This is a genomic window from Sinorhizobium sp. FG01, from assembly GCF_002531875.1.
In the GTDB taxonomy this organism is placed as follows: Bacteria; Pseudomonadota; Alphaproteobacteria; order Rhizobiales; family Rhizobiaceae; genus Sinorhizobium; species Sinorhizobium fredii_C.
Genome location: NZ_NWTB01000012.1, coordinates 130,639 through 156,246 on the forward strand (window position 1 = coordinate 130,639; position 25,608 = coordinate 156,246).

The window sequence follows — 25,608 nt, forward strand, 5'->3', positions numbered from 1 at the left end:
CGTTTCCGGTATCGCGACGGAAGAATTCAGGCTAGTTAATGTTGCTAACTTCAATTAAGTAAAACTAAGCCATGCTCGATTATTCCGCTCTCCGTGCCGTCACGGCCGTCGTCCAGACGGGCAGCTTCGAAAAGGCCGCCGGCGTCCTCAACGTGACGCCCTCGGCCGTCTCCCAGCGGGTGAAGCAGCTCGAGGAACGGCTCGGCGTCGTCCTGATCGCCAGGGGAAATCCCTGCACCGCGACGGAGAAGGGAGAATGGCTCTGCCGTCATATGGAGAATGTCGGCATGCTCGAAGGCGAGTTGCTCGCGCACCTGCCTGCCCTCGTCGGTCCGGGCGAACGGCGGCAAAGGGTGACACTGAACATTGCGACAAGCGCCGACAGCCTCGGAACCTGGTTCGTCGCGGCGGTCTCGAACTTCGCCAAGCGCTCGCCCTACCTGCTGAACATCGCCCTCGACGACGAGGACCATACCGCCGAATGGCTGCAAAAGGGGCGAGTGATTGCCGCCGTCACCAGTCTGGAAAAGCCGATCCAAGGGTGCCGGCGTGTGTCTCTCGGCACGCTCCGCTATCATGCGACGGCGAGCCCCGACTTCGTTGCCCGGCACTTTACTGAGGGCGTCACGCCGGAAGCGATAACCAGTGCGCCGGCCCTTACGTTCAATCAGAAGGACAGGCTGCAAAGCCGGTGGATCCGCCAGGCGCTCGGGGAAGAGCTGACCTATCCGACCCACTGGCTGCCGTCGACGCAAGGCTTCCTCGAGGCGAGTCTTGCGGGCATGGGCTGGGCGATGAATCCGATACAGCTTGCGCGCGACCATCTGGAGTCCGGCCGACTGGTCGAGCTGATCCCCGGCACGCCGTTGGACGTTCCCTTGTACTGGCAGATCAACCGCCTTGCCGCCGACCGGCTGACCGAGCTCACGCGCGAGGTCACTCTGGTCGCCAAGCACAGCCTACTGCATTGAGGAGTGGCGCGGCGCGCGGGCTGCCGAGACTGCGGCGGCCAGCATCAGCCCCGCCGCGGCCAGCGGCAGAACGTAAAAATCCGACCCGGCATAGGCGGCGCCGAAGCCGAGCGTGCCGGCAAAGAGGGCGAGATAGGTGACGCCGCTGTTCAGCCCCAAGATCGCACCGCGTCGGGCGGGATCGAGCGCCGTCAGCCGCACGATGAGGACGTTCAGCCCGAAATGGTTGGCGAGCCCCCAGAGAAAGACGACGGCGAGCAGCGCCGGATAGGAGCCGCTTGCTGCCGACATCGCGACATAGACGCCGGCGACCGCGAGAAAAATTAGCGGCAGCAGCCTCGCCGCACCGAAGCGATCGATCAGACGGTCGAGGAAGGCCGCGCCACCGAAGCCTAAGCCGTAGGAGGCGCCAAGGAGGCCGTTGGAGCTGACGGGCAGGCCGAGGGCGCCATGCAGATGGTCGCCGATATAGGCATAGACCCCATAGAAAGCCGCCATGAAGGCCGCGCAGGCGACAAGAAGCGAGGCCGCGCCGGGCACGCCGAGCGCCGCTAGCGGCGAGGTCGTCCTGCCGGCGGGTCCTTCCCGCACCGCCGCGCGCCGGACGCCGGCGCAGGCCGTCAGCGCTGCTCCGGCGACGACGAGATAGACCGCCCGCCAGCCGGCGAAATCGGCGATCGCCGCCGACAGCGGCACCCCGGCCACCATGCTCAGCGTCCAGCCGGTCAGCACCAGGCCGATCGTCTCGCTCTCGCGCCCGGCCGGGGCGATCACCGAGGCCAGCGTATAGATGGCGGGAAGCGCAATGCCCGCGGCAATCCCGACGACGAGCTGGGCTGCGACCAACAGCGGCAACGCCGGCGCGGCGGCGCTTGTGGCAAGTCCGCCGGCTAAAAGTAGCAGCGCTGCCGCGAGCATGCGGCGCGGGCCGTGCCGATCGATGAGGCGGCCGAGGAAGACGGCGCTCGCCGCGGTGCCGAGTCCGAAAGCGGCGGAAGCCGTCATCACCGCTGGCACGCCGGTGCCGAGGCTTAGCGACACCTCCGGCGCGATCGGTCCGAGCGCCAGCGAATTGGAGCCGATGACGCCGATCGAGGCGGTCAGCAGCAGGGCAAAGGGCGGAATGCGAGCCCGGTCGGCGGATGAGGAAGCGGATTGATCGATGTTCGTCATTCCCGCATAATCTCAGAACGAAGTTCGGCATCAAGGAGAAATAGCGGAATGGATCAAAATACAGACGACGTTCGGCGGAAGCGCCTGCCGGAGCGCGACCTCGATGCAATGGACCGAAAACTATTAGGCGTGCTGGTCGAGGACGCGACGACGAGCTACGCCGAGCTCGGCGACCGCGTCGGGCTTTCGCCGCCGGCCGCGCATGAGCGTGTGAAGCGCCTTCGGCGTTCCGGGGCGATCCGGCGCGTGGCGGCGCTGATCGATCCCGAGGCCGTCGGCAAGACGCTGCTCGCCTTCGTCCATGTGGATACGACCGGCTGGGGCAAGACTCAGGCGCTGCTGGCGATCGAGGAATATCCGGAGGTGGAGGAGATCCACTCGGTCGCAGGCGACACCTGCATGCTGCTCAAGGTGAGAACCGAAAGCACCCATGCGCTCGAAGGCCTGCTGGCGCGCCTTTACGACACACCCGGCGTCAAGGCGACGCGGAGCTATGTCGTGTTGTCGACCTATCTGGAGCGGCCGGTGCAGCCCGGCACGACGAGCGAATGGCCGGCCGTGGTGAAGAGCTGACGGCCGCCTCCGCGTCGCGCACGCTGAGGCCCGTGCCAGGTCAAAGCTCGGATCGGCCATGAGCCCGAGAAGACGGTGGCCCGCGCCAAACGCGGGCCGTCCTTGCCACAGCTCCGGATCAGAACGGCGAGTCCGGGAAGTAGAAGTCCTTCGCGTTGTCCTTGGTCACCAGCGTCGCGTCAATCGTGTAGACGCCGCGGACCGGAACCTGGCCGTAGAAATTGGCGACGGTCATTTCGAGGGCGGTGCCGATCATTGCAGGCGGATAGAGCACGTCGACGGGGACCATTTTGTCGCCGTCCATGACCTTCTTGATCATTTCCTTTGAGCCGGCGCCGGCGACGATGTACTGGATGTCGGTTCGCTTTGCCTGCTCGATGGCCTGCAGTACGCCGACGGCCATGTCGTCGTCCTGGCACCAGACGACGTCGATCTTCGGGTATTTGGTTAGGTAGTCCTGCATGACCTTGAAGGCATCGTCACGGTTCCAATTGCCGTACTGGCGGTCGAGAACCTTGACGTTTGAGCCTTCGATGCCCTTATCGAAACCGTCCTGTCGCTGCTGGTCGATCGGGATCGGAAGGCCGCGGATGACGACGACTTCGGCCTCCGGCGTCGTTGTCTTGATGTATTCGCCGGCGACCTGGCCGAGGGCGGGGTTGTTGCCCGCGACATAGAGATCACGCACCGAATTGTCGTTGACGCTTGGCGCGCGGTCGACAAGCGCGACGAAAGTACCCTTGCCCTTCACCTCCTTGATGGCGTTGACCAGCGGATCTGGATCGGTGGGCAGGATAACAAGCGCATCGATGCCCTGTGTCTCTAGATCCTGCACGGCGTTGGCCTGGCTTGCCGGATCGGGCGATGTCTTGACGATCACGTTCAGGCCCGGATTGTGCTCCATCAGGAGCTTGGCGACGCGCTCGGCATGGAAGACCACGCCGGCCGTCCAGCCATGGTCGGCCGCCGGGATAGACACGCCCACCGTCACTTTCTTTTCCTCCTGAGCGTGCGTCACGCCAGCCAGCGCTGTCATGGCTGCGAGGGTAAGGCCGAATAGCTTCTTGCGCATTAACTTCCTCCCAAAAACAGGTCAGTATATTGCAGGCCGGGAGACCTGTGGACCCGGCCGTCTCACGGTTTGCGTACCAGCGAGCGCTGTACGAGCATCGCAATAATGATGATCGCACCCTGAATGGCACCGATCAGGTATTCGCTGATGAAGTTGGACAGCAGCATGATGTTGCCGACCAGTTCGAGGATGAACGCTCCACAGATGGTGCCCCACACGCGGCCCGCGCCGCCCTTGAGCGCCGTGCCGCCGACGACGACGGCGGTGATCGCCTGCAGCTCCCAGAGAATGCCCGTCGTCGCCGAGGTCGAGCCAAGGCGCGGCACATAAAGCAGCACGGCTGCGGCCACGCATAGGCCTTGGATTACGAAAGCGACGGTGCGGACGCGGTTGACGGAGATGCCGGAATATCGCGCGACATCGCGATTGGAGCCGACGGCAACGACGTGCCGCCCGTAACGGGTGCGATAGAGGATGAAGGCGGCAACTGCGGTCACGGCGAGGATCACGACGATCGGAACCGGCACGCCGAGGATCGTGCCGAAATAGGCGGGACGGTACATCTCCTGGAGTTGCGGCTCCTTGAGGGTGATCGCTCCGCCCTGCGAAAGCCAGGTCGTCAATCCGCGATAGATACCCATGGTGCCGAGCGTGGCGATGAAGGGCTCGATCTTGCCCACCGTGGTAATCAGCCCGTTGGTGAGACCGCAGAGCGCGCCGGCAGCTATGGTGAACAGGATCGCTGCCAGCAACATGAGCACGGGGTCGGCGACGACACCGGAATTCATGAACAGGATCATCAGGCTGGCGATGAAGGCGACCATGGCCCCGACGGAGAGGTCCAGATCCCCCGACGAAATCACGAAGGTCGCGCCGACTGCGATGATGGCGATGAAGGCGCTTCGGGTGGCGACATTGGCGAGGTTGTTGATGCTGATGAAGTTGGGATTGACCAGCGCGCCCACCAGCAGCAGCAAGGCCAGGGCAACGAATGGCGCCACGGCTCTCAGATCTATGTCACGCCAGCTGCGTCGGCGGATCGCCTCCTGGCTGCGTTCCTGGTTCACGCTCATATCCAATCGAACCTCCATCCCACCTGTCGGGAATCTCTTTGTTGTCGGCGCCGGCGCAACCCACGCGACTCAAGCCGCCGTCTTCTTCTTCAGGCCGGCCGCATAGCGCATGATCTCCTGCTCAGAGATCTCGTCTCCCTCGAGAATGCCGGCGATATGGCCCTCGCGCATGACCGCCACGCGACTGCAGAGGCCGATGATCTCGGGCATCTCGGACGAGACGACGATGATCGAGCGACCGTCCCGGGCCAGCGCCGAGATGAAGTGATAGATCTGCTGCTTGGTGCCGACATCGATGCCGCGAGTCGGCTCGTCGATGATGATGATGCCCGGGTCGGTCTCCATGACCTTGGCGAGCAGCAATTTTTGCTGGTTGCCGCCGGACATGCGACCGACGACGACGCTGTCATCCCTGACACGGATATCGAAGCGGCGGCGCGCCTTGACGAGAGCCGCCTGCTCGCTTCCCGGGTCGAGATAACCCAGGCGAGCATGGCGGCCGAGCGACTGCAGCGTCAGGTTCGCCATCATGCCGGCGTTGAGCAACAGACCCTTGGCCTTCCGATCCTTGGTCATATAGGCTAGCCCGGCCTTGTTGGCCGCATGCACGTCGCCCGACGGCACTGGCTGGCCACGAACCAGGACCTCGCCCGCAGCGCGCGAGCGAAGCCCGACGACCGCCTCCATCAATTCGGTGCGACCAGAGCCGATCAGCCCGGAAAAGCCGAGAATCTCGCCGCGACGGACCTCAAAGCTGGCATCTCGGACATAGCCTGTTGATATCGAATCGACCCGAAGCACGACCTCCTCGTCGACGTCGGGTTCGGTCTTGGCCGGATAGAGGCTCGACAGTTCTCGGCCAACCATCAGTTGCGCAATCGCCTCGCCATCGAGAATGGAGGTCGGCGCCGTCTTGATCCACTGGCCGTCGCGCAACACCGTCACGCGGTCGGTGAGTTCCATGACTTCATCGAGCTTGTGCGATACGAAGACGAAACTCGTTCCCTTGTCGCGCAGTTTGCGCACCAGCCGGAACAGGAAGTTCGTCTCCTCACGCGACAGCACTGCGGTCGGCTCGTCCATGAAGACGACACGGGCGTCGCGGCTGATGGCCTTGGCGATCTCGACCATTTGCTTTTCTGCAATAGAAAGGGAGCCGATCATCGCGTTCTCGTCGACCTGCGAGCCGAGGAGTTCGAGCACACGGCGCGTCTCCGCGCGCATGAACCTGCGGTCGAGCACACCGAAACGCGTTACCTCGCGGCCGAGAAACAGGCTCTCGGTGACGGTTAGGTGTTCGGCGAGATTAAACTCCTGGTGGATGATAACGATGCCGAGCGCTTCGGCAGCGCCATTGGGAGGAAGCTTCACCGACCTGCCGTCCAGCAGGATCTCGCCCGAAGTCGGCTGTTCGAAGCCGGAGAGAATCTTGACGAGCGTGGACTTGCCGGCGCCATTCTCCCCCATGAGCGCATGGATCTCGCCCTGGCGCAGCTCAAAATCGACGCTGAACAGCACCTGCACGCCGCTGAACGACTTGCTGATGCGGCGCGCGGACAGCACGACGGGAGCACCGCCGTCAACCTCCGTGGTCATATTCCCCTCCCTGCGGCCTCCACCGCCCGTTGCGCAGATGTAAACCTTTACACTGACCGATGTAAAGGTTTACATCGAGCATGATCGACAATTTTCTTGCCCTGTGCGTTTGACCCTCGGGCAAGTCTGTGTAGTGTCTCGCAACAAAGTCCGAGGCCCAATCGAGTGTCCAATTCCCCGCCCGCAACCATTGAAGACGTCGCACGGATCGCCGAAGTGTCGATCGCGACGGTTTCAAGGGCCATTCACATGCCGGAAAAGGTTGCCAAATCAACGCGGCTCAAGGTCAATCAGGCGATCGCGATTACCGGCTACACGACCAACGCCATGGCGCGCAGCCTGAGGCTGGGGCGATCAAACATGATCCTTGTGGTCGCACCCGATATCGGCGACCCGAATTTCTCCAGCATTCTGGTTGGCCTCGAAAACGAAGCTCGCGCGCACGGCTACGGCGTGCTGATCGGCCATACTCAAAACGATGCGCAGCGTGGATTGGAGTATCTGAAGTTCTTCAATTCCTACCAAGCCGCAGGTCTGATCCTGTTTACCGGCATCCTTCCCTTCGGCCATCAGGCCGCGACCGATAGTCTACCGCCGAGCGTCGGCGTTTTCGAACCCGTCTTCAACGGAGGCATCCCCTATGTCGGAGTTGATGACGTCGAAGGGGCACGAAAGGCCGTTGATTTGCTCATTTCCGAAGGCCATCGCCGCATCGCGTTCATCGGCGACTCCAACACGCGTCTTGCCTATCGCCGGCGCCGGTCGGGATACGAGGCCGGACTTGCCGCGGCCGGCATCCCGCTGAACCGCCAACTGGTCCTCGACGGCGATGGCACAGTCGAAAGCGGTAGATTGGCGCTGGAACAGTTCTTCATGCGCGATGACCTGCCGACGGCCTTCATGTGCGTCAACGACCAGACGGCGCTCGGCGTTTCGATCGGCCTCAAGGCTCGCGGCTACGATATTCCGGACCACTTTTCGGTCACCGGCTTCGACGACGTCCCACAAGCAAGTTTCATGACGCCGTCGCTGACCACAATCCGCCAACCACGCACCGCGATCGGAAAACAGGCGATGGTATTGTTGCTCGACATGCTCTCGGACCGAGCTGCCTCCGAAACTGAAATCCTGCTGAGGCCAGACCTTGTAGTGCGCAATTCCGTCGGGCCACCCCCGGCCCGGCGATAGAGAGTGGAAGAATGAAGATGCCTGTGTCTGCGAAAGCTGCTGGGCGTGCGCGTGTCCGCGCACTCCGGAGCGGATTGAGGACTTTCCAGGCCAAATTCGAAGTCTTTGGGATTCGAGCGTTCCGCAGCTCGTGGCGATCGTCAACGGCTACCCGAAGGCCCAGCAGGCGACGCCCCGTACCACGGTGCAGAGCGCCTTTTGGGGGGGCGACATCGTGCCCGAAGGCAGGTGCGATGTATTCATATAACTTGCTGCCGTGACCAGGGGCGTGCATCATCGGACATCCCGAGCGCGGGGCATTGGAATTTGGCACGGACGAGGTCAAGCCTATGCACAAGTTCACAGTCGTCGTCATGAAGGAGTTCGAGGCCGACACCGCCGAGGAGGCCGCCTTGCTCATGTATCAGGAACTGGCCAGGGGGCCGGCACCTCTGCAATATTCAGTCACGGACGAGGCGAGGAATGCAAGGGATCTGACGCTCGACCGGGCAGGGGCCGATGAGTTCGCCGCTGTCGATCACACGGCCGATCCCGGCAACTGGTGAGGCTCGAAGGAATTACGAACCCGCGCTCCAGCGGACGAACATTCCGGGGTGGAGAAAAACGGTTGCCTCCTTATTTCGCAGGGGGAACGCGTCGAACGCTTTCAAAGCGAAAGGAACTGGCAATGGAGAAGAACACGATTTGCCTCTGGTACGACAAGGACGCCGAGGCTGCCGCTCGCTTCTACGCGGAGGTCTTTCCCGACAGCAGCGTGGGGGCCGTGCAACGTGCACCCAGTGACTTCCCATCCGGCAAGGAGGGCGACGTGTTGACGGTCGAATTCACGGTCGCGGGCATTCCTTGTCTCGGCCTCAACGGAGGCCCGACCTTCAAGCACAACGAAGCCTTCTCGTTCCAGATCGCCACCGACGATCAGGAGGAGACCGACCGCTACTGGAACGCCATTGTCGGCAATGGCGGCCAGGAGAGCGCCTGCGGCTGGTGCAAGGACAAGTGGGGGATCTCCTGGCAAATCACCCCGCGCGTATTGACCGACGCGCTGTCGGCCGGCGGCGGCGAGGCAAAGCGCGCCTTCGAGGCGATGATGACGATGGGGAAGATCGACGTCGCCGCGATCGAGGCGGCCCGGCGCGGCTGACGCTCACCGGGTGTATTGCCGGCACGGGTGCCGGTTCGCCGCTCGCCGATGGCTCTATGCAAAGCGGCCCCGCGCTTGGAGAGGCGCGGGGCCGCGGGGCCGCAAAGCTAAACCCTTCTCAATCCTCCTCGACGAAAACCTCCTCGCGCTTCGCCTTGACCGCGGGCAGGAAGACGACGACGAGCACGATTGCGGCCATCAGCAAGAGGCCGGCGCTGATCGGCCGAGTGACGAAGGTGGTCGGGTCGCCGCGCGAGAGAATCATCGCGCGCCTCAGGTTCTCCTCGAGCAGCGGCCCGAGCACGAAGCCAAGCAGCAGCGGCGCCGGCTCGCAGCGCAGCTTCAAGAGCAGGTAGCCGATGAGGCCGAAGAACGCGACGGCATAGAGGTCGAAGACGTTGGAGTTGACGCTGTAGACCCCGATCGAGCAGAAGGCCATGATGATCGGGAAGAGCACGAAATAGGGGATCTTCAGGAGCTTTACCCAGAGTCCGATCAACGGCAGGTTGAGCACGACGAGCATCAGGTTGCCGATCCACATCGAGGCGATGATGCCCCAAAAGAGCGCCGGCTGCTCCGTCGCCACGTTCGGGCCGGGCACGATGCCCTGGATGATCATCGCGCCGATCATCAGCGCCATCACCGGGTTCGCCGGAATGCCGAGGGTGAGCAGCGGGATGAACGAGGTCTGCGCACCGGCATTGTTGGCGCTTTCCGGCCCGGCGACGCCGGCAATCGCGCCGCGGCCGAATTCCTCCGGCCGGTCGGAGAGCCGCTTTTCCACCGTATAGGAGGCGAAGGCGGCGAGGATGGCGCCGCCGCCCGGCAGCACGCCGAGCGCCGAGCCGATCGCCGTGCCGCGGATCACCGGCGCGAACATCCGCTTGAAATCCTCTTTCGTTGGCAGGAGCTCGCTAACCCGTGCCATCAGCACTTCGCGGGTCTTCTCGCTTTCGAGGTTGCGCAGGATCTCGGCGATGCCGAAGACGCCGACCGCCAGCGCCACGAAGTTGAGGCCGTCGGCATATTCGCGGATGCCGAGGGTGAAGCGCGGCGTACCGGTATAGATGTCGGTGCCCACAAGACCCAAAAGCAGGCCGAGCGCCACCATGGCGAGTGCCTTGACGACGGAGCCGTGCGCCAGCGCAACGGAGGAGACGAGACCGACGATCATCAGCGAGAAATATTCGGCGGCGCCGAACTCGAGCGCGATCTCGGTCAAGGGCGGCGCGAAGAGGGCGACGAGGAAGGTCGATACGGTGCCGGCGAAGAAGGAGCCGAGCGCGGCGATCGCCAGCGCCGTTCCGGCGCGGCCGTTGCGGGCCATCTGGTAGCCGTCGATGGCGGTGACGGCGGAGGAGGATTCGCCCGGCATGTTGATGAGGATCGCCGTCGTCGAGCCGCCATATTGGGCGCCGTAATAGATGCCGGCGAGCATGATCAGCGACGAGACCGGCTCAAGCTGGAAGGTGATCGGCAGCAGCATGGCGATCGTCGCCGTGGCGCCGATCCCGGGCAGCACGCCGATCAGCGTGCCGAGCAGGACGCCTATCAGGCAGAAGAGAAGGTTTGCCGGCGAGGCGGCGGTGGCGAAGCCGAGGGCAAGGTTGCTGAAGAGATCCATCGTCGCCTCCTAGAACCGGACCCAGGGGCCGAAACGCTCGAACGGCAGGTTGAGGCCGTAGCTGAAGACGGCGACCGAGAAGATCGCGAGCCCCAGCGAGACCGCCACCGCCCAGAGCGGCTTCATCCGATGCGAGGCGAAACAGGCGATCAGCGCCGTCAGGAAGACGGCCGGCACGAAGCCCAGTCCGCGGACCGTCAGGCCGAAGAAGATCGGCGCCGGCAGGATGAAGAGCATGCCGCGGATGGCGATCGGTCCCATCGGCTCGTGGTTCACCCGGGCCGACTGCACCAGGATGATGACGCCGAGCAGCGTCAGGACGACGGAAAGCAGCAGCGGGAAATAGCCCGGGCCCATGCGGAAGGCGGTGCCGAGCTCGAGCCCGAAGGACTGCCAGGCGAAAAAAAGACCGACGGCCGTCAGGATACTCCCGCACAGCGCGTTGGTGGTATCGAAGGAGATGGCTTTCATCTTGTCCCCATGTTCTCGTTCGGACGCGGCCGCGGACGTCCTGATCTTGGCGATGTCCTCGCTTCTTGTCCGGCTGTGCTCAGCGTCCCCCGCAAGTTGACGGCTGTCAACTTTTCCGGAAGCCCGCCGATTTCTCCGGCCAGCCGTTGCCCCACAGCACGGCCGGCCGGAGGCGATGCCGTCGCCGTACCGCTCTAATCGGAGAACAGGATCGGCGGCGGCTCGCGGGAGCCGATTAGTCGGCGTACTGGCCGGCGGCCTCGATCACCGGCTTCCAGCGGGCGATCTCGCTTTCAAGCTTGGCCTTCAGCGCCGCCGGGGTGGCGTCCGCCTCGCTCGACGGTTCGGTGCCGAGTTCGCCGAAGCGGGCCGCGACGTTCTCGTCCTTGAGCGCCTTCTGCAGCGACTTCGACAGCCGGTCCGTCACCTCGGCAGGGGTTCCCTTCGGCGCATAGATGCCGTGCCAGATGCCGACCTGGAAGCCGGCAAGACCGGCTTCTTCAGCCGTCGGCAGCTCGGGGAAGATCTTCAGGCGCTTCGGCGAAGTGACGGCATAGGCCTTGATCGTGCCGCCCTGGATCTGCTTCGTGGTGTTGGTCGTCTGGTCGCACATTATGTCGACCTGGCCGCCGAGCAGATCGGTCATCGCCGGACCGGTGCCCTTATAGGGGACGGTGGTCAGCTGGGTGTCGATCGCGTCCATGAACATCATGCCGCAGAGATGCGAGGCGGCGCCGATGCCGGCATTGGCGACCGTCACCGTGTCCTTGTTGGCCTTGGCGTATTCGATCAGCCCCTTGAGATCGGTCGGCTCGAAATCCTTGCGGGCGACGATGGTCATCGGTACTTCGGTGACGAGGCCGACATATTCGAAGGCGTTCAGCGTGTCATAGGCAAGCTTGCGATAGAGCGTCGCGCTGGTTGCCATGCCGATATGGTGAAGCAGGACCGTATAGCCGTCCGGATCGGCCTGGGCGACGCGGCCCGCACCGAGCGTGCCGCCGGCGCCGCCGACATTCTCGACGATGATCTGCTGACCGAGGTCCTTCGACATGGACTCGGCGACGAGACGGGCAACCGTATCGGTCGGGCCCCCGGCCGAGAAGGGCACCACCATGGTGATCGTGCGCTCCGGATAGGTTTGGGCGCTGGCCGAAGCGGCAAACAGGGAAACGGCGGCGACGGCGCCAAGAAGCGCGTTCAATATTTTCATCTTTTTCCTCCCGGATGACTTTGTCCACCAGCCGGCACGGTTCCTCCCGCCGGTCCTGGTTGCAGCCATTAACAAACGGGATTTTAGCACAGACAACCGCCTAGCGCGGCGGTTTCGCGCATTTGTCGTGCCAGTCGCCGGGTGATGGGTGGAATTGGAAACAAAGCCGTTCCGTGATGGGTGGATTCCCACCCATCGGCACAGTTCAACCGCCCGTGCGTCGTCTCAGATACTGGACCTCCGCGTCCGTCAGCAGCCGGCTTCGCCCCTTCGGCAGGTCGCCGAGATTGATCTCGCCGATTGCGACGCGGATGAGCCGCAGGCATTCGAAGCCGAGCGCGTCCAGCATGCGGCGGATCTGGCGGTTGCGGCCCTCCTGCAGTTCGACCTCGATCCAGGAGTTCCTGTCGCCGCTCCTCAAGCCCCGGACATGCGTTGCCGTCAAAAACTCGCCGCCCTCGCTCACGCCGCCGAGCATCGCCTGCATCGAGGCCTCATCGAAGAGGCCGCGGACCTGGACGTGGTAGATCTTGCCGAGATGGGTGGCGGGATCGAGTAGGCGCTGCGCCAGCACCGTGTCGTTGGTGAAGAGCAGCAGCCCCTCGCTCGCCTTGTCGAGTCGGCCGATCGGCGAGAGGAAGCGCGCATCGACCTCGCCGAGGCAATCGAACACCGTCGGCCGCCCCTGGGGATCGTCGCGCGTTGTGACGAGGCCGCGCGGCTTGTTCAGCATCAGATAAATCTTCGCCTCGGCCGCGATCGCCGTTCCGTCGACGGCGATCCGGTCCTTATCGATATCCACCCAATGCGCAAGGTCGGTCGTCTTCCTGCCGCCGACGCTGACGCGGCCCTCGGCGATCAGCTTCTCGGCCTGGCTGCGCGAGCAGTAGCCGACCTTGGAAAGCGCCCGGGCAAGGGTGACGCGCTTGCCGGCGTGTTCGCCGTCGGCTTTGATCCCGGCCGTTTTCCTGCCTCGCAAGGGGCGGCGCTGCTTCACGTCAATCTCCGCGGCTGTTGTATCGGTTCCTGTGGCACAGTCGGCGCCACGGGGCCAGAGTGAAATCTCTGGCTTGCCGCCCCTATCGGCTGAGAGATCCGGCGGCGAGGCAATCGCGCCATTTCATCGATCGCTTGCGGCCCGAAACCGATCAGTGATCTGGGCGAAAATAGAGGCGCTGGATCACCGCCATCATCAGAGCCGTGGCCCAGCCAAAGATGATCCAGCCATTGATCGCCTCGAAGGTGGCGACCTGACGCCAGTCCTTGCCGAGCACGATGTCGCCGTAGCCGACCGTCGTGAAGGTGACGGTTGAGAAGTAGAGCGCCTCTTCGATGCTCGGAAGCGTCTGCGCAAGATAATAGAAAGCGGCCCAGAGGCAGACATCGATTACGATCGGAATGATCAGGTAAATGACCCACGCCACGGTTACGAGGGTCGGATAGCGGTGAAGGATATAGGTCCGGTGCTTCTCCAACGACCGGAAGGCGTGCAGCCCGGCAGACATGAAAAACGCCTGAATGGCCACCGTCGACGCGATCAAACCACAGGCGATGACCAGCCGGAAAATCACTGATGCCCCCTCGCAGCTTCGTTGGATCGGAGCCGATCCAGGGATAGAAACATGCAGCGAATTAAAGTGCTACAGCGATTGTTGCCCCGTGACCATCGAAGGCGCTTGCCACCATCGCCTGCTTCGGTTGCAACTTTGCCAGAGGCGGCGTGATGCGTGCCCAGGCATCGGGCCATGGCCGTCGCGGCTCTTTCCTTCACCGCGGAATATCAGCATGATTGCCCTTCATAGCGTTGTCGCGGCGCGGGCCGATTGCTCGTAGGCGCCGGAGAGGAAGCGCAGCACGGTGGCGATCTCCGAGAGGGTCTCCTCCGGCGGACGGGCTCTGGCGGTCGAGGCGACGAGCAGGCGCTCGCGGATCTGGGCATAGCGGGCACAGGCCTCGGCGCCCTTCTCGGTGATGCGGATCGTCTTCTCCTTGCCTTGCCGGCCGGTCGTCACAAGGCCGGCACCCTCGAGCTTGCGGATCGCATAGGTCGCCACATGGGTGTCCTCGATGTCGAGGACGAGGCAGATGTCGGCGAGCTTCTTGCCCCGGTCGCGATGCCGGATCGTATGCAGGATCATGATTTCCATCGCCGAGAGGCCAGGAACGCCGGCGGCGGCCATGCAGCGCACCATCCAGCGCTGGAAGGCATGCGAGGCGAGGATCAGGCCGTATTCCACTTCGGAAAGCCCGGGCGAACCGCCTTCGGCAAGGTGAGCCGACGACACGATCGGGCCGATGGCGGAGACGGATTCCGGATGGTCGGGCGGAAGGGCTCCGGCCCGCTTTTCGCGCTCCCGCTTCTTGGTCATCGGCACACTCCTGATCTGCGCGACGACAACATTTTATCGACAAATTGTCAATAAAATGCTTTTGTTGGGGCCAAGCGGAACTGGCATTTCAGCGTGGAGAGACGACGATGGCTGCAACGTGGGACTTCTGGGTGGATCGCGGCGGCACCTTTACCGATGTGATCGGCCGCGACCCGGAAGGCAGGCTGCATGCGCTGAAGGTGCTTTCGGAAAATCCCGGCGCCTATCGCGACGCCGCCGTCCACGGCATCCGCCTGCACCTCGGCCTTGCCGCCGGCGAGCCGGTGCCGGCCGGACTGATCGGCGAGGTGAGGATGGGCACCACCGTCGCCACCAATGCGCTGCTGGAGCGCAAGGGGGAGCGGCTGGCGCTGATCACCACGCGCGGCTTTCGCGATGCGCTGCGGATCGGCTACCAGGAGCGCAAGAAAATCTTCGCTACCGAAATCATCAAGCCGGAGGCGCTCTATTCGGAGGTCGTCGAGCTCGACGAACGCGTGCTCGCCGACGGGACGATTGAAAAGGGGCTCGACGAAACGGAAGCGCGGCGGGCGCTGGAAGCGCTGAAGGCGAGCGGCTACCGATCGGTCGCCATCGTCTTCATGCATGCCTACCGCTTTCCCGAGCATGAGGCGGCCGTCGCGCGGCTTGCCCGCGAGACCGGCTTTGCGCAGGTTTCTGCAAGCCACGAGGTCTCACCGCTCGTCAAATATGTCGGCCGCGGCGACACGACGGTCATCGACGCCTACCTCTCGCCGGTGCTCGGCCGCTATGTGGCACAGGTTTCGGAAGAACTGGACGTTGCCCGGGCGGGCGCCCGGCTGATGTTCATGATGTCGTCCGGCGGGCTCACCGCCGCGGACATGTTCCAGGGCAAGGACGCGATCCTTTCCGGGCCGGCGGGAGGCGTCGTAGGACTTGCGAGGACCGGCGAGGCGGCGGGCTTCGACCGCGTCATCGGCTTCGATATGGGCGGCACCTCGACCGACGTCGCCCATTTCGACGGCGAATACGAACGCGCCTTCGAGACGGAAGTCGCGGGTGTGCGCGTCCGGGCGCCGATGATGTTGATCCATACGGTCGCGGCCGGCGGCGGCTCGATCCTCCATTTTGACGGCGAGCGCTTCCGCGTCGGGCCGGGTTCGGCCGGCGCCAATCCGGGCCCGGCCTGCTACCGCAACGGCGGGCCGCTCGCCGTCACCGACGCCAATGTCATGCTCGGCAAGCTGATGCCGGAATTTTTCCCGGCGATTTTCGGGCCGGATCAGAACCTGCCGCTCGACGTCGAAACGGTGCGGGCCCGGTTCGCGGCGCTTGCGGCCGAGATCGGCGACGGCCGCACCCCGCAAGACGTCGCCGACGGCTTCATCCGCATTGCGGTTGCCAACATGGTCGAGGCGATCAAGAAGATTTCCGTGCAGCGCGGTTACGACGTGACCCGCTACGCGCTGAACTGCTTCGGCGGCGCGGCCGGCCAGCACGCCTGCCTCGTCGCAGATGCGCTCGGCATGACGAGCATCCTGCTGCATCCGATGTCGGGCCTGCTTTCCGCCTACGGCATGGGCCTCGCCGATATCCGCGCGACGCGGCAGAAGGCGCTTGGCGTCGCGCTCGACGATGTCGGGCCGCAGGCGCTCGCCGGGCTCGGTGCGGACCTGCAGGTCGAATGCCTGGCGGAACTCGACGCGCAAGGGATTGGCCGCGACCGCATTCGCACGCATCTTCGCGCCCATATCCGCTATGCCGGGACCGACACGGTGCTCGCCGTCGAGGCGCGCTTTCCCGAGATTGACGATGCGGCCCGTCTGCGCGCCGGATTCGAGACGCTGCATAGGCGCCGCTTCGGCTTCATCGCCGAGAACAAGCCGCTGGTGATCGATGCCGCCGAGGTCGAGACGGTCGGCGGCGGGGCGGTGCAGATGGAAACGGACGGTCTGGCGACAGCTTCAGGCGAGGCGGTCGTTAGCCGACAAACCCGTTTCTATTCGCAAGGCCAGTTCCACGACGCGCCGGTGGCGCTGCGCTCGGAAATCAAGCCCGGCGAGACGCTGACCGGCCCGGCGATCGTCATCGAGGCGAACCAGACGATCGTCGTCGAGGACGGCTGGCAGGCGAAACTGACCGCCAGGGACCATATCGTGCTCACGCGCATCAAGCCGCTGCCGGCGCGAACGGCGATCGGCACCAGGGCCGATCCGGTGATGCTGGAAATCTTCAACAACCTCTTCATGTCGATCGCCGAGCAGATGGGCGTAACGCTGCAGAACACCGCCTATTCGGTGAACATCAAGGAGCGTCTCGATTTCTCCTGCGCGGTCTTCGACAACAGAGGCAATCTCGTCGCCAATGCGCCGCACATGCCGGTGCATCTTGGCTCGATGGATGCGTCCGTCGCCACCGCGATCCGCGAAAACCCGGTCACCCATCCGGGCGACGTGTTCCTGATCAACGCCCCCTATAACGGCGGCACGCATCTGCCGGACCTGACGGTCTGCACGCCGGTCTTCGACAATGAGGGCCGGGCGACCCGCTTCTGGGTGGCAAGCCGCGGCCACCACGCCGACATCGGCGGCATCTCGCCGGGCTCGATGTCGCCGCTCGCCGCCAATATCGAGGAGGAGGGCGTCTATATCGACAATTTCAAGCTGATCGACCGGGGCCGCTTCTCAGAAGCGGAACTGGAAAGGCTGCTCACCGGCGCGCGCTATCCGGTGCGCAACATCCTGCAGAACGTCAACGATCTGAAGGCGCAGGTCGCCGCCAACGAGAAGGGCGTGGCGGAACTCAAGAAGATGATCGCCCAGTTCGGCGAAGAGGTTGTCGAGGCCTATATGGGCCATGTACAGGACAATGCTGCCGAAAGCGTCCGCCGCGTCCTCGACCAGTTGAGCGAGGGCGAATTCTCCTACGAGATGGACCAGGGCTGCCGGATCGTCGCGAAGATCACCGTCGACCGCGAGAGGCGTGAGGCGACGGTCGACTTCACCGGCACTTCCGAGCAGCGCGCCGACAATTTCAACGCGCCGGAGCCGGTGACGCGTGCGGCGGTGCTTTACGTCTTCCGGGTGCTGGTCGAGGCGGATATCCCGATGAATGCCGGCTGCCTGAGGCCGATCCGCATCGTCATCCCGGAGGGCACGATGCTTTCGCCGCGCTATCCGGCGGCCGTCGTCGCCGGCAATGTCGAGGTCAGCCAGGCGGTCACCAATTGCCTGTTCGGCGCCGTCGAGGCGCAGGCGGCGGCGCAAGGGACGATGAACAATCTGACCTTCGGCAATGCCAGCTACCAGTATTACGAGACGATCTGCTCCGGCGCGCCGGCCGGTCCCGGATACAACGGTGCCGACGCCGTCCACACCCATATGACCAATTCGCGGCTTACCGATCCGGAGATCCTCGAGACGCGCTTTCCGGTGGTGCTCGAGGATTTCCATATCCGCAAGGGCTCCGGCGGCCGCGGCAAGTGGTCGGCCGGCGATGGCACGCAGCGAACGATCCGTGCCCGGGAGCGGCTGGATTTCGCCATCCTTTCCGGCCACCGGCGAATCCGTCCCTTCGGGCTGAAGGGCGGAGAACCCGGCGAACTCGGCCGCAACTATGTCCGCCGCAATGACGGCCGGATCGAGGAATTCGCCGGCTCGGCGCATACGGTGCTCGAGCCGGGCGAGGCCTTCACGGTGGTGACGCCGACGGGAGGCGGCTACGGGAAGGCGTGAAGTTGCGGGTTCGGACAGCACCACCGGCAACTTACCACTTTGCGTCAACAGCAGCCGCACGACCCGCTCCGTCAGTGGCCGCGGTCGCTCCCTCCGCGGGCATGGGCGAGTGCCACCGTAAATGGCTCAGTTGAGCCCTGATCAAAGTCGGGGATTCCTCGTCCGTCACGGCGACTTAATGAATTTGACACCACCCGATAGTGAAAAAGGCTGAATTGCAATCGACCCCAAAATGGCGCCTCATTGAGCGGCGGGAAGTCTAGCTTATGAGCTAAAAGTATGCGCCCGTGCCGGGCGCGCGTACCATTTGCGATGGTCCTGGGATATGCGCCTTATAGTCATAAATGACGTATCGGTCGTGCGCGGCGGCGCAACAAAGGTCGCAGTCCAGTGCCTGCAAGCATGCCGAAATGCCGGCATCGACTGCACGTTTTTTGTCGGGGATGACGGCGTCGGTGTGAAGGAACTGGACGTTGCCGTGCGCACGATCGCGTTGGGCGAAAGACCGTTGAGAGACGGACACAGCATCGCCGATATATTCGACAAGCATTTCAACAAACGTGCCTATGAAATGCTTTCAGCATTGTTGTCCGAAAGCCAGGAAGAGACTGTTGTCCACGTCCATGGATGGAACCAGATATTGTCGCCGTCCATCTTCCATGCTCTCGCAGCGAGCAAGGCGAGGGTCATCATCACGGCGCATGACTATTTTCTGAATTGCCCGAACGGCGGACGCCTGAATTTCAGGAGCGGCGCGATCTGTAATCTAAAGCCGATGTCCCTCGATTGTCTCTTAACCAATTGTGACAAGCGAAACTATTTCCATAAGCTCTGGCGCTTTCGCCGAAGCCTCGTCCAATCAGGCGCTGGCGACGCATTCTGGGAACGCGTCGAAGTAGTGCTGGCGCACGAAGGCATGGAAACCTACCTGAAGTCGGGTCCTCTCCGGCATTTCACCACATTGCGTACGCCCACGGAACCTTTGACGCGGCTGTCGACGGAGCCGTGGCGCAGAGAGCGCATCGTCTTCCTCGGACGGATGACCTGGGAGAAAGGCGTCCGCACCCTTGGTGAGGCTTTGCGAATGACGGGCCAGGCAGCAACCCTGATCGGCCGCGGCCCTTTGCTCGCCGAAATGCAGAAGGCCCTTCCCCATTGCTGGGTGCCGGGCTGGCTCGATGACGAAATGGTATCCGAAACGGCCGCCCAGGCGCGCGCATTCGTCATGCCGTCGCGAATGCCGGAGCCATACGGCCTGGTGGCGGCCGAGGCATTGATGAGTGGAATTCCCGTGATCGTAAGCAGCAACGCGTTGATTGCCGAGGAGATCGAAAGCAATGGCGCGGGCCTCATCTTCGAGAGCGGAGATGCGGGCTCGCTCGCCGAGGCTCTGGTTAAAATCAAGAGCGATAGTCTTGTGAGAAAGCTGGCCGAAGGTGCACGGGCCTTCGGCAAGAAAGTCGCTCCAAGTCGCAAAGAGTGGGAACGTCAGTTAATTGGCATTTATAGGGGCGAATCTGCCCTTCAGTTAGTCTAGGAGGACCATGGCACGAGCACTTGTGACAGGCGGATGCGGCTTCGTCGGACGGCATCTTTGTGATCGGCTTCTTGCGGAGGGGCTGGATGTCGTCTGTGTTGATTCGTTGAAGCCAGGAACAGGCGCAAAGCACCCGCTTCGTTGGAGGCGTCCGAGCGTGAACTTCGTCTTTATCGAGGAGGATTGTAGATCCTACTTCGAAACTTCCTGCGAACACTTCGACTACGTCTTTCATCTTGCGGCTCTCGTCGGCGGGCGAATGACGCTCGAGAATGAAACGCTTCTGGTCGTCGAAGATCTGGCGGTCGATGCTGCGCTGTGGCGATGGGCGAGCGAGCACAAGCCCGGCAATGTTGTCTATTTCAGCTCCAGCGCAGCCTATCCCGTGGCGTTTCAGACCGAGGAAATGCAGACGCCGCTCTCGGAAGACATGATTTCGTTCGAACGCTCGCTTGGCGTTCCTGATTTGAGTTATGGCTGGACCAAGCTGACCGGCGAGTATCTCATGAAGCTATATGTCGAGCGCTATGGCGGCCGCGCCATCGCGTACCGGCCTTTCAGCGGCTACGGCGAAGATCAGGACCTTGCCTATCCGTTTCCGGCAATTTGCCGGAGGCTCGTCAAGCAACGGGGAGCAGCCGAGGTGACCGTCTGGGGCAGCGGCCGTCAGCGCCGTGACTTCATTCACATCTCCGATTGCGTCGACTTTGTCTGGCGCACAATGGACCTGCTGCCGACAGGAAGGAGCCTAAACGTTTCAACCGGCTGTGCGACGTCATTCATCGAACTCGCTGGTCTGATAAGCGAAGAGCTCGGCTGGTCGCCGAAAATCGTCGGAACAACCAGTCGTCCCGAAGGGGTGTTTTTCCGGTGCGGGGACACCGAGCTTCAACGGCACTTCGGGCTCGCGCCGCAAGTTAGCCTTAAAGACGGAATCAGGCGTTCGCTGGACGTTCTCCGTGCGCGGGCGACCCACCGATAGGGGCAGGATAAGAGCCGATCAACATCCTGCTGCGATCGAACGTATTGTAAACATGACTCAGCTCGGAATGACCTTGCCGGATCTTGCAAGCGGGCGAGGAAACGCTCGACACGATCCCATGTCAGTCTTGCGGCCACGGCGTCGTGGTCAGCGAGGGTGGGGTCGGTGTAGATATGGCCGGCACCGGGATAGGTGAAGATTTCGAGGGCGATCGGCGTTTCTGCCGCGGCAGCCCTCCAGGCAGCAACCTCCTCGGCCGGCTCGAAGGGGTCCGGATCGGCAAGGTGCAGCTGCAAAGGCACGCCGGTTCGGGCATTGGCGGGGAGTTCGGCGATGCTGTGCAGGAAGAGCAGTCCGGCGGTTTTGGGACGCTTTGCCCAGAGGGTTGCGGCGACGGCTGCGCCCATAGAAAATCCGCCGAGCACTGCCGTTGCCGGCAGGTCGGCGACTGCCCGTTCGGCTCGCTCGAAAAGCGTTCGCCAGCCGATCCCGTCCCTCAGGGCGACAGCCTCGCCGATCGAGCCGGCAACGCGGCCATCGTAAAGATCCGGCGTTACCACCTGGTGACCGGCCGCGGCCAGGCGCTCGGCAGCATCGCGCTCGAGCGGGCGCAGACCGTAGGCAGAATGGAAGAGGATTACGGTCGCCATTCTCATATCTCTCGTGCTGGTGGCAATGTCGGTGCAGCAAACCGGGCGGTCAGCCTATCGCATCAGTAGGGTCTCGCTCCAGTCCAGCGCGGCGAGGTCCTCCACCCGCGCTTCAGCATTGTCCGCCAGGATGAATTCGTCGATCTGCGGCGGCGGAACGCTGGTGCCGGAGAGCATCGAATGGATTTGGCCGCGATGGTGCTGGCCGTGCAGGAAGACGTGCAGCAGGGTGTCGGCGACGGTCTCGGTCAGCGTCCGGTCCGGCCAAGGGATACTTATCTTCCGCGACAGTACCTCGAGGGTCAGCGTCTCGCAGAAATCGACCAGCCAGTCGTCGACCTCCGCCCGCTCGGCCGCGAATTCGGCGGGGGTGGCGCGGCTGCCGGGCGGGTTCGGCGGGCCCGCCAGATCGCCCCGCAGCGTGTCGATATAGTAGCGATCGGCATTCAGGAGGTGCACCATGGTTTCCTTCAGCGAAGGAAAGAAGGAGGTCCGCGCCGCCTCCCATTCGCCGGGCTGCAGTGCCATGCAGGCGCGGTCGAGGCGCGCATTGGCAAGGCGCGCATTGCGGGCCAGCTGGCGATAGGGCCGGCAGACGAGATCCGGTGAGAAGGTCGTTCTGTCCATGATTGCCTCGTTTTCATGCGTCGACACTTTTGTGGCGGCTGCTGCGGTCGAGGTCAACGAGAAGATGCGGGCAAGGGCTTCATGCAAGCTCAGGAGTCCGATGCGCCTCAGCTCTCCCGGCGCGGCTGCGCGAATTCCGGGATCTTGAAGCGGCGGCGATAGCTTCCCGGCGTCACCCCCGTCAGCCGCTTGAAAAGACGGCGGAAGAAGGCCGGTTCCTCATAGCCCACCTGCCAGCTGATCTCGTCGACCGGGGCCTCCGTCCGCTCGAGCCGGCGCTTGGCTTCCTCGATCCTCAGCCGCTGCACATAGGAGATCGGGCTCAAGCCCGTCGCGCCGGTGAACCTGCGCTTGAAGGTGCGCTCGCTCAGCCCGGTGAGGCGGATCATCTCTTCCAGCGGATTGGCGACCGGGAAATGCGTGGCAAGCCAATCCTGCGCGGCGCTGATGGCGAGATCGTGATGGTCCTTGCGTCCCTCGAAGGTCATATAGGGGGCGAGCCCGTCTTGGTGCCATTGCAGCGCGAAGAGCCGCGCAACGGCCTGCGCTGCGGTCGCGCCGGCATGGCGGGCGATCAGATAGAGTACCAGATCGTGCCAGGTCATCGAGGCGCCCGAGCTGATCAGTTCCTCGCGTTTGCCGGAGACGACCAGCACCTGTTCGGGCCGAATCGGCACCCTGGGAAAGGCAGACTCGAAGGCGCGTGCGTAGCCGAAATGCACCGTTGCGTCGACGCCGTCGAAGAGCCCGGTTTCGGCGAGCAGAAAGATGCCGGAGCAGGCGGAGCAGAGAAGCGCGCCGCGCCGGTGCATCGCCTGGAGCCAGTCGACCAGCTCTGTGTGCAGGCCCTTTTTCCAGCCTTCCGGTCCGAGCAGGACCGAGGGGACAATGACGATATCAGTCGCCACGAGCGAGGCGACGCTGCGCTGGACGGAAATCGGCACGTGGCTGGCGAGCTGCAGCGGTCCCTGCTCCAGTCCGACGATCTCGACCCGGAAGGGCGGCGGGTCGAGCGGTGCATGGCCGAGCGGCGCCATCACAGCGAAGGCGTTCATAACGTCAAAGATGCCGGTCAGCGTCGAGACCACCGCCTCGGGGATGGCGACGAGGCTGACGTGGATGGGCTGCGTGCCGGTCTCGGCTCTCTGGCCTGGCATCTCGAATTCCCCGGTTGGTTAACGACGACGCGCAAACAGACGGCCTGTGGCGCAAACGGCCCGATTGTGGACCGATCGGCTCTGCCGCTCAACCGCGATTGCTGCGATCCTCGACCATCGCCGAAATTCATCGGCGCCCATGGAGGAGAGACGAATATGCAACAGACCCGGAAAGGAAGCGTGGACGCCGCCAAGCTCGACGCGTTCGTCGCCCGCGCGATCGGCGACCTCTCGGCTGGCTATGGCGGCGTGATGGTGAGTCTCGGCCACCGGCTCGGCCTATACAAGGCGATGGCGGAAGCCGGCCCGCTCACCTCGCGGGAGCTCGCGGGCCGCGCCGGCTGCGCCGAGCGCTATGTGCGCGAATGGCTGGGCTCGCAGCTTGCCGGCGGCTATGTCGGCTATCATGCGGTGAGTGATACCTATGAGCTGGCGCCGGAGCAGGCGCTTGTGCTGGCCGACGAGGACAGTCCCTACTTCATCCCGAACGCCTGGGCGGTGCCAGCGTCCATGTGGACGGACGAGGAGAAGGCGCTCGAGGCCTTCCGAACCGGCAGGGGCATTGCCTGGGGCGACCATGACGGGAAGCTCTTCTGCGGGGTCGCGGCCTTCTACCGCAATGCCTACAAGGCGAGCCTGGTTTCCGAATGGCTGCCGGCGCTCGACGGCGTCGTCGAGAAGCTCAAAGCCGGCGCACGCGTCGCCGATGTTGGCTGCGGCCACGGCCACTCGACGGTGCTGATGGCCGAGGCGTTCCCGGCCTCCGAGTTCCGCGGTTTCGACAACCACCTGGATTCGGTGGCGGAGGCCTGGAAGATCGCGGCGTTGGCAGGCGTTGCCGAGCGGACAAGCTTTGCGACCGCCTGCGCCGACGATTACCCGGCTACCGGCTACGATCTCATCTGCTTCTTTGATTGCCTGCACGATATGGGCGATCCGGTCGCCGCGGCCTCGCATGCCGCGAAAGCCATCGCACCGGGCGGCACCGTGATGCTGGTCGAGCCCTTCGCCAAGGACCGGGTCGAGGACAATGTCTCGCCGGTGGCGCGAATCTACTATGCCGCCTCGACGACGATCTGCTGCGCCCATGCGATCGCCGACGGCGGCCGCCTGGTGCTCGGCGCCCAGGCCGGCGAAGCGCGCCTTGAGGACGTGTTCCGCAAGGCCGGCTTCAGCCGCTTCAGGCGCGCGCTGGAAACGCCGTTCAACCTGATCCTTGAGGCGCGTCTCTAGAGCGGCGTGCTCCGTGATCCATCAACCTGAATATCCGGGCAGTACCTTACTGCCCGGAACAATCGTTGCCGAGCTCGATTACAGATTGCAGGTATAAAGAGAACGAACCGCAGCTGGACGTGCGCCATGACGAAAAGCCCTGAGACAAAACCGACGATGATTGAGCCGCGCAAGGGCACGCCAAGCCCGAGGCTCATGGAGAGCGAATTTCGCCGCCGCTTTCTCAACCGGTTCCAGGACAAGGCCTTCGACGCGCTTCGCCCGGAACTGGACAGGATCGCTGCCGCGGCATGGGATGCCTACGAGCATCAGCGAAAGGCGCCGCGTACCCGCAAGGCCGGAGCCGCCTTCAAGGATCCGAACTACGAACTGTCGGTCGATTGGCTCGCCGCGCGCGATGCGATACATGCGGCGCAGATGCGCCACGACGACCCGGACGGGCCGGCGCGTATCCTGTTGATCAGCGGCTCGTCGCGCAGCGAGCACACCTGTCCGGGCGAGATGTCGAAGTCCTATAGACTGACGCGGATCGCGCAGGACGCGTTGGACCGAACGGACGGGGTGAAGACGACCGTTCTCGAACTGCATCGCCTCGCTTCCGAATATGGTCGCGTGATTCATCCGTGCAAGGCCTGCTTTTCCACCTCGCCGGCTCTGTGCCATTGGCCGTGTTCCTGCTACCCCAACTATTCGCTCGGCCAGGTCGACGACTGGATGAACGAGATCTATCCGATGTGGGTCGAGGCGCATGGCATCATGATCGTCACGCCGGTCAACTGGTATCAGGTGAGCTCCCCGATCAAGCTGATGATGGACCGGCTCGTCTGCGCCGATGGCGGCAATGCCGATCCGACCTTGACGAAGGGCAAGGATGCTGCACTTGCCAAGGCACTCGAACTCGAGGGCTGGAGCTATCCGCGGCATCTTGCCGGGCGGCTCTTTTCCGTCATCGTGCATGGAGACGTGGAAGGGGTCGAGAACGTTCGGCGCAGCCTGTCGGACTGGCTCTGCTACATGCATCTCGAACCGGCTGGCGCCTTGGCGGAACTGGATCGCTATATCGGCTATTGGAAGCCCTATGCGCTGAGCCATGCGGAGCTCGATGCCGACGAGGCGGTGCAGGAAGAGGTCCGCAACGCGGCGCGGACTCTCTTGGAGGCAGTGATGCTCAAGCGAAACGGACAGTGGGTCTCTGCCGGCAAGGAGCTCTCGCAGCCACGCCAGAAGTGATCGAAGCTCACG

22 protein-coding genes and 1 pseudogene are annotated in these 25,608 nt (G+C 63.7%); 10 read left to right on the top strand and 13 right to left on the bottom strand.

Going from position 1 to position 25,608, the window contains the following annotated elements; genetic code table 11:
- Nucleotides 1-71 precede the first annotated feature (71 nt).
- Nucleotides 72-971, top strand: coding sequence for a LysR family transcriptional regulator ArgP (locus CO656_RS20790; protein WP_097526968.1), 900 nt, complete (start codon nt 72-74; stop codon nt 969-971).
- Here CO656_RS20790 and CO656_RS20795 read toward each other — a convergent pair.
- Nucleotides 960-2,144 carry an MFS transporter gene (locus CO656_RS20795; protein ID WP_097526969.1) on the bottom strand — a complete coding sequence of 395 codons (1,185 nt, stop codon included), beginning with the start codon at nt 2,142-2,144 and terminating at the stop codon, nt 960-962. The genes CO656_RS20790 and CO656_RS20795 overlap by 12 nt on opposite strands.
- A 48-nt stretch (nt 2,145-2,192) precedes the next feature.
- On the opposite strand from CO656_RS20795, the gene CO656_RS20800 reads away from it, so the two are divergent.
- The gene (locus tag CO656_RS20800; RefSeq protein ID WP_037421450.1) at nt 2,193-2,717 is read left to right on the top strand and encodes an Lrp/AsnC family transcriptional regulator; all 525 of its coding nucleotides are present in this window, start codon (nt 2,193-2,195) and stop codon (nt 2,715-2,717) included.
- Between the two features lie 118 nt (nt 2,718-2,835).
- Here CO656_RS20800 and CO656_RS20805 read toward each other — a convergent pair whose 3' ends face one another.
- From CO656_RS20805 to CO656_RS20815, 3 genes are all read right to left on the bottom strand, one after another.
- The gene (locus CO656_RS20805; protein WP_037421453.1) at nt 2,836-3,789 is read right to left on the bottom strand and encodes a substrate-binding domain-containing protein; all 954 of its coding nucleotides are present in this window, start codon (nt 3,787-3,789) and stop codon (nt 2,836-2,838) included.
- A 62-nt stretch (nt 3,790-3,851) separates the two neighbouring features.
- Entirely contained in the window at nt 3,852-4,862 is a 1,011-nt protein-coding gene (locus CO656_RS20810; protein WP_037421456.1) for an ABC transporter permease, read from the bottom strand.
- A gap of 69 nt (nt 4,863-4,931) precedes the next feature.
- Nucleotides 4,932-6,458, bottom strand: a complete 1,527-nt coding sequence (locus CO656_RS20815; protein ID WP_037421458.1) for a sugar ABC transporter ATP-binding protein — start codon at nt 6,456-6,458, stop codon at nt 4,932-4,934.
- Between the two features lie 165 nt (nt 6,459-6,623).
- On the opposite strand from CO656_RS20815, the gene CO656_RS20820 reads away from it, so the two are divergent.
- From CO656_RS20820 to CO656_RS20830, 3 genes are all read left to right on the top strand, one after another.
- Nucleotides 6,624-7,646, top strand: a complete 1,023-nt coding sequence (locus tag CO656_RS20820) for a LacI family DNA-binding transcriptional regulator (RefSeq protein WP_037421461.1) — start codon at nt 6,624-6,626, stop codon at nt 7,644-7,646.
- A gap of 329 nt (nt 7,647-7,975) precedes the next feature.
- Complete coding sequence (locus CO656_RS20825) at nt 7,976-8,191, top strand: hypothetical protein (protein WP_097527035.1); 216 nt, start codon at nt 7,976-7,978, stop codon at nt 8,189-8,191.
- A gap of 122 nt (nt 8,192-8,313) precedes the next feature.
- Entirely contained in the window at nt 8,314-8,787 is a 474-nt protein-coding gene (locus tag CO656_RS20830; RefSeq protein WP_037421463.1) for a VOC family protein, read from the top strand.
- A gap of 118 nt (nt 8,788-8,905) precedes the next feature.
- Here the strand turns inward: CO656_RS20830 and CO656_RS20835 are convergent, their stop codons facing one another.
- The 6 genes from CO656_RS20835 to CO656_RS20860 all read right to left on the bottom strand — a co-directional run bounded on the left by CO656_RS20835 (nt 8,906) and on the right by CO656_RS20860 (nt 14,464).
- Nucleotides 8,906-10,411 carry a tripartite tricarboxylate transporter permease gene (locus CO656_RS20835; protein WP_037421464.1) on the bottom strand — a complete coding sequence of 502 codons (1,506 nt, stop codon included), beginning with the start codon at nt 10,409-10,411 and terminating at the stop codon, nt 8,906-8,908.
- A gap of 9 nt (nt 10,412-10,420) precedes the next feature.
- Entirely contained in the window at nt 10,421-10,882 is a 462-nt protein-coding gene (locus CO656_RS20840) for a tripartite tricarboxylate transporter TctB family protein (protein ID WP_037381923.1), read from the bottom strand.
- A 235-nt stretch (nt 10,883-11,117) separates the two neighbouring features.
- Nucleotides 11,118-12,095 (bottom strand): tripartite tricarboxylate transporter substrate-binding protein, encoded by a 978-nt coding sequence (locus CO656_RS20845; protein ID WP_097526970.1) that lies wholly within the window; start codon nt 12,093-12,095, stop codon nt 11,118-11,120.
- A 205-nt stretch (nt 12,096-12,300) separates the two neighbouring features.
- Nucleotides 12,301-13,074 carry a pseudouridine synthase gene (locus CO656_RS20850; protein ID WP_234819540.1) on the bottom strand — a complete coding sequence of 258 codons (774 nt, stop codon included), beginning with the start codon at nt 13,072-13,074 and terminating at the stop codon, nt 12,301-12,303.
- A 169-nt stretch (nt 13,075-13,243) separates the two neighbouring features.
- On the bottom strand, nt 13,244-13,666 hold the full coding sequence (locus tag CO656_RS20855) for a potassium channel family protein (protein ID WP_037421470.1): 423 nt from the start codon (nt 13,664-13,666) through the stop codon (nt 13,244-13,246).
- 225 nt (nt 13,667-13,891) lie between these two features.
- Nucleotides 13,892-14,464, bottom strand: coding sequence for a winged helix DNA-binding protein (locus CO656_RS20860; protein WP_097526972.1), 573 nt, complete (start codon nt 14,462-14,464; stop codon nt 13,892-13,894).
- Between the two features lie 107 nt (nt 14,465-14,571).
- On the opposite strand from CO656_RS20860, the gene CO656_RS20865 reads away from it, so the two are divergent.
- The 3 genes from CO656_RS20865 (at nt 14,572) to CO656_RS20875 (ending at nt 20,699) form a co-directional block, all read left to right on the top strand.
- A complete protein-coding gene (locus CO656_RS20865; protein ID WP_097526973.1) occupies nt 14,572-18,180 on the top strand; it encodes a hydantoinase B/oxoprolinase family protein in 3,609 nt (1,202 codons plus the stop codon).
- Between the two features lie 325 nt (nt 18,181-18,505).
- Nucleotides 18,506-19,717 (top strand): glycosyltransferase family 4 protein, encoded by a 1,212-nt coding sequence (locus tag CO656_RS20870; RefSeq protein WP_097526974.1) that lies wholly within the window; start codon nt 18,506-18,508, stop codon nt 19,715-19,717.
- A gap of 7 nt (nt 19,718-19,724) precedes the next feature.
- A complete protein-coding gene (locus CO656_RS20875; protein ID WP_097526975.1) occupies nt 19,725-20,699 on the top strand; it encodes an NAD-dependent epimerase/dehydratase family protein in 975 nt (324 codons plus the stop codon).
- A gap of 86 nt (nt 20,700-20,785) precedes the next feature.
- On the opposite strand, the pseudogene CO656_RS20880 reads toward CO656_RS20875, so the two are convergent.
- The 3 genes and pseudogenes from CO656_RS20880 to CO656_RS20890 form a co-directional block, all read right to left on the bottom strand.
- Nucleotides 20,786-21,376 (bottom strand): annotated as a pseudogene (locus CO656_RS20880) (dienelactone hydrolase family protein); the annotation flags it as partial.
- Between the two features lie 27 nt (nt 21,377-21,403).
- Complete coding sequence (locus CO656_RS20885) at nt 21,404-21,976, bottom strand: DinB family protein (RefSeq protein ID WP_097527036.1); 573 nt, start codon at nt 21,974-21,976, stop codon at nt 21,404-21,406.
- 107 nt (nt 21,977-22,083) lie between these two features.
- Nucleotides 22,084-23,133 carry a helix-turn-helix domain-containing protein gene (locus CO656_RS20890; RefSeq protein ID WP_097526977.1) on the bottom strand — a complete coding sequence of 350 codons (1,050 nt, stop codon included), beginning with the start codon at nt 23,131-23,133 and terminating at the stop codon, nt 22,084-22,086.
- Between the two features lie 156 nt (nt 23,134-23,289).
- Here CO656_RS20890 and CO656_RS20895 point away from each other — a divergent pair, with 156 nt between their 5' ends.
- A complete protein-coding gene (locus tag CO656_RS20895; RefSeq protein ID WP_037421498.1) occupies nt 23,290-24,366 on the top strand; it encodes a class I SAM-dependent methyltransferase in 1,077 nt (358 codons plus the stop codon).
- A 156-nt stretch (nt 24,367-24,522) separates the two neighbouring features.
- Nucleotides 24,523-25,596 (top strand): flavodoxin family protein, encoded by a 1,074-nt coding sequence (locus CO656_RS20900; RefSeq protein WP_234819541.1) that lies wholly within the window; start codon nt 24,523-24,525, stop codon nt 25,594-25,596.
- Nucleotides 25,597-25,608: the final 12 nt, after the last annotated feature.

Coding starts and splice junctions, on each gene's coding strand:
- CO656_RS20790 (WP_097526968.1), top strand. CDS start 72: ATGCTCGATTATTCCGCTCTCCGTGCCGTCACGGCCGTCGTCCAGACG.
- CO656_RS20795 (WP_097526969.1), bottom strand. CDS start 2,144: ATGACGAACATCGATCAATCCGCTTCCTCATCCGCCGACCGGGCTCGC.
- CO656_RS20800 (WP_037421450.1), top strand. CDS start 2,193: ATGGATCAAAATACAGACGACGTTCGGCGGAAGCGCCTGCCGGAGCGC.
- CO656_RS20805 (WP_037421453.1), bottom strand. CDS start 3,789: ATGCGCAAGAAGCTATTCGGCCTTACCCTCGCAGCCATGACAGCGCTG.
- CO656_RS20810 (WP_037421456.1), bottom strand. CDS start 4,862: ATGAGCGTGAACCAGGAACGCAGCCAGGAGGCGATCCGCCGACGCAGC.
- CO656_RS20815 (WP_037421458.1), bottom strand. CDS start 6,458: ATGACCACGGAGGTTGACGGCGGTGCTCCCGTCGTGCTGTCCGCGCGC.
- CO656_RS20825 (WP_097527035.1), top strand. CDS start 7,976: ATGCACAAGTTCACAGTCGTCGTCATGAAGGAGTTCGAGGCCGACACC.
- CO656_RS20830 (WP_037421463.1), top strand. CDS start 8,314: ATGGAGAAGAACACGATTTGCCTCTGGTACGACAAGGACGCCGAGGCT.
- CO656_RS20835 (WP_037421464.1), bottom strand. CDS start 10,411: ATGGATCTCTTCAGCAACCTTGCCCTCGGCTTCGCCACCGCCGCCTCG.
- CO656_RS20840 (WP_037381923.1), bottom strand. CDS start 10,882: ATGAAAGCCATCTCCTTCGATACCACCAACGCGCTGTGCGGGAGTATC.
- CO656_RS20845 (WP_097526970.1), bottom strand. CDS start 12,095: ATGAAAATATTGAACGCGCTTCTTGGCGCCGTCGCCGCCGTTTCCCTG.
- CO656_RS20860 (WP_097526972.1), bottom strand. CDS start 14,464: ATGACCAAGAAGCGGGAGCGCGAAAAGCGGGCCGGAGCCCTTCCGCCC.
- CO656_RS20865 (WP_097526973.1), top strand. CDS start 14,572: ATGGCTGCAACGTGGGACTTCTGGGTGGATCGCGGCGGCACCTTTACC.
- CO656_RS20870 (WP_097526974.1), top strand. CDS start 18,506: ATGCGCCTTATAGTCATAAATGACGTATCGGTCGTGCGCGGCGGCGCA.
- CO656_RS20875 (WP_097526975.1), top strand. CDS start 19,725: ATGGCACGAGCACTTGTGACAGGCGGATGCGGCTTCGTCGGACGGCAT.
- CO656_RS20885 (WP_097527036.1), bottom strand. CDS start 21,976: ATGGACAGAACGACCTTCTCACCGGATCTCGTCTGCCGGCCCTATCGC.
- CO656_RS20890 (WP_097526977.1), bottom strand. CDS start 23,133: ATGCCAGGCCAGAGAGCCGAGACCGGCACGCAGCCCATCCACGTCAGC.
- CO656_RS20895 (WP_037421498.1), top strand. CDS start 23,290: ATGCAACAGACCCGGAAAGGAAGCGTGGACGCCGCCAAGCTCGACGCG.
- CO656_RS20900 (WP_234819541.1), top strand. CDS start 24,523: ATGATTGAGCCGCGCAAGGGCACGCCAAGCCCGAGGCTCATGGAGAGC.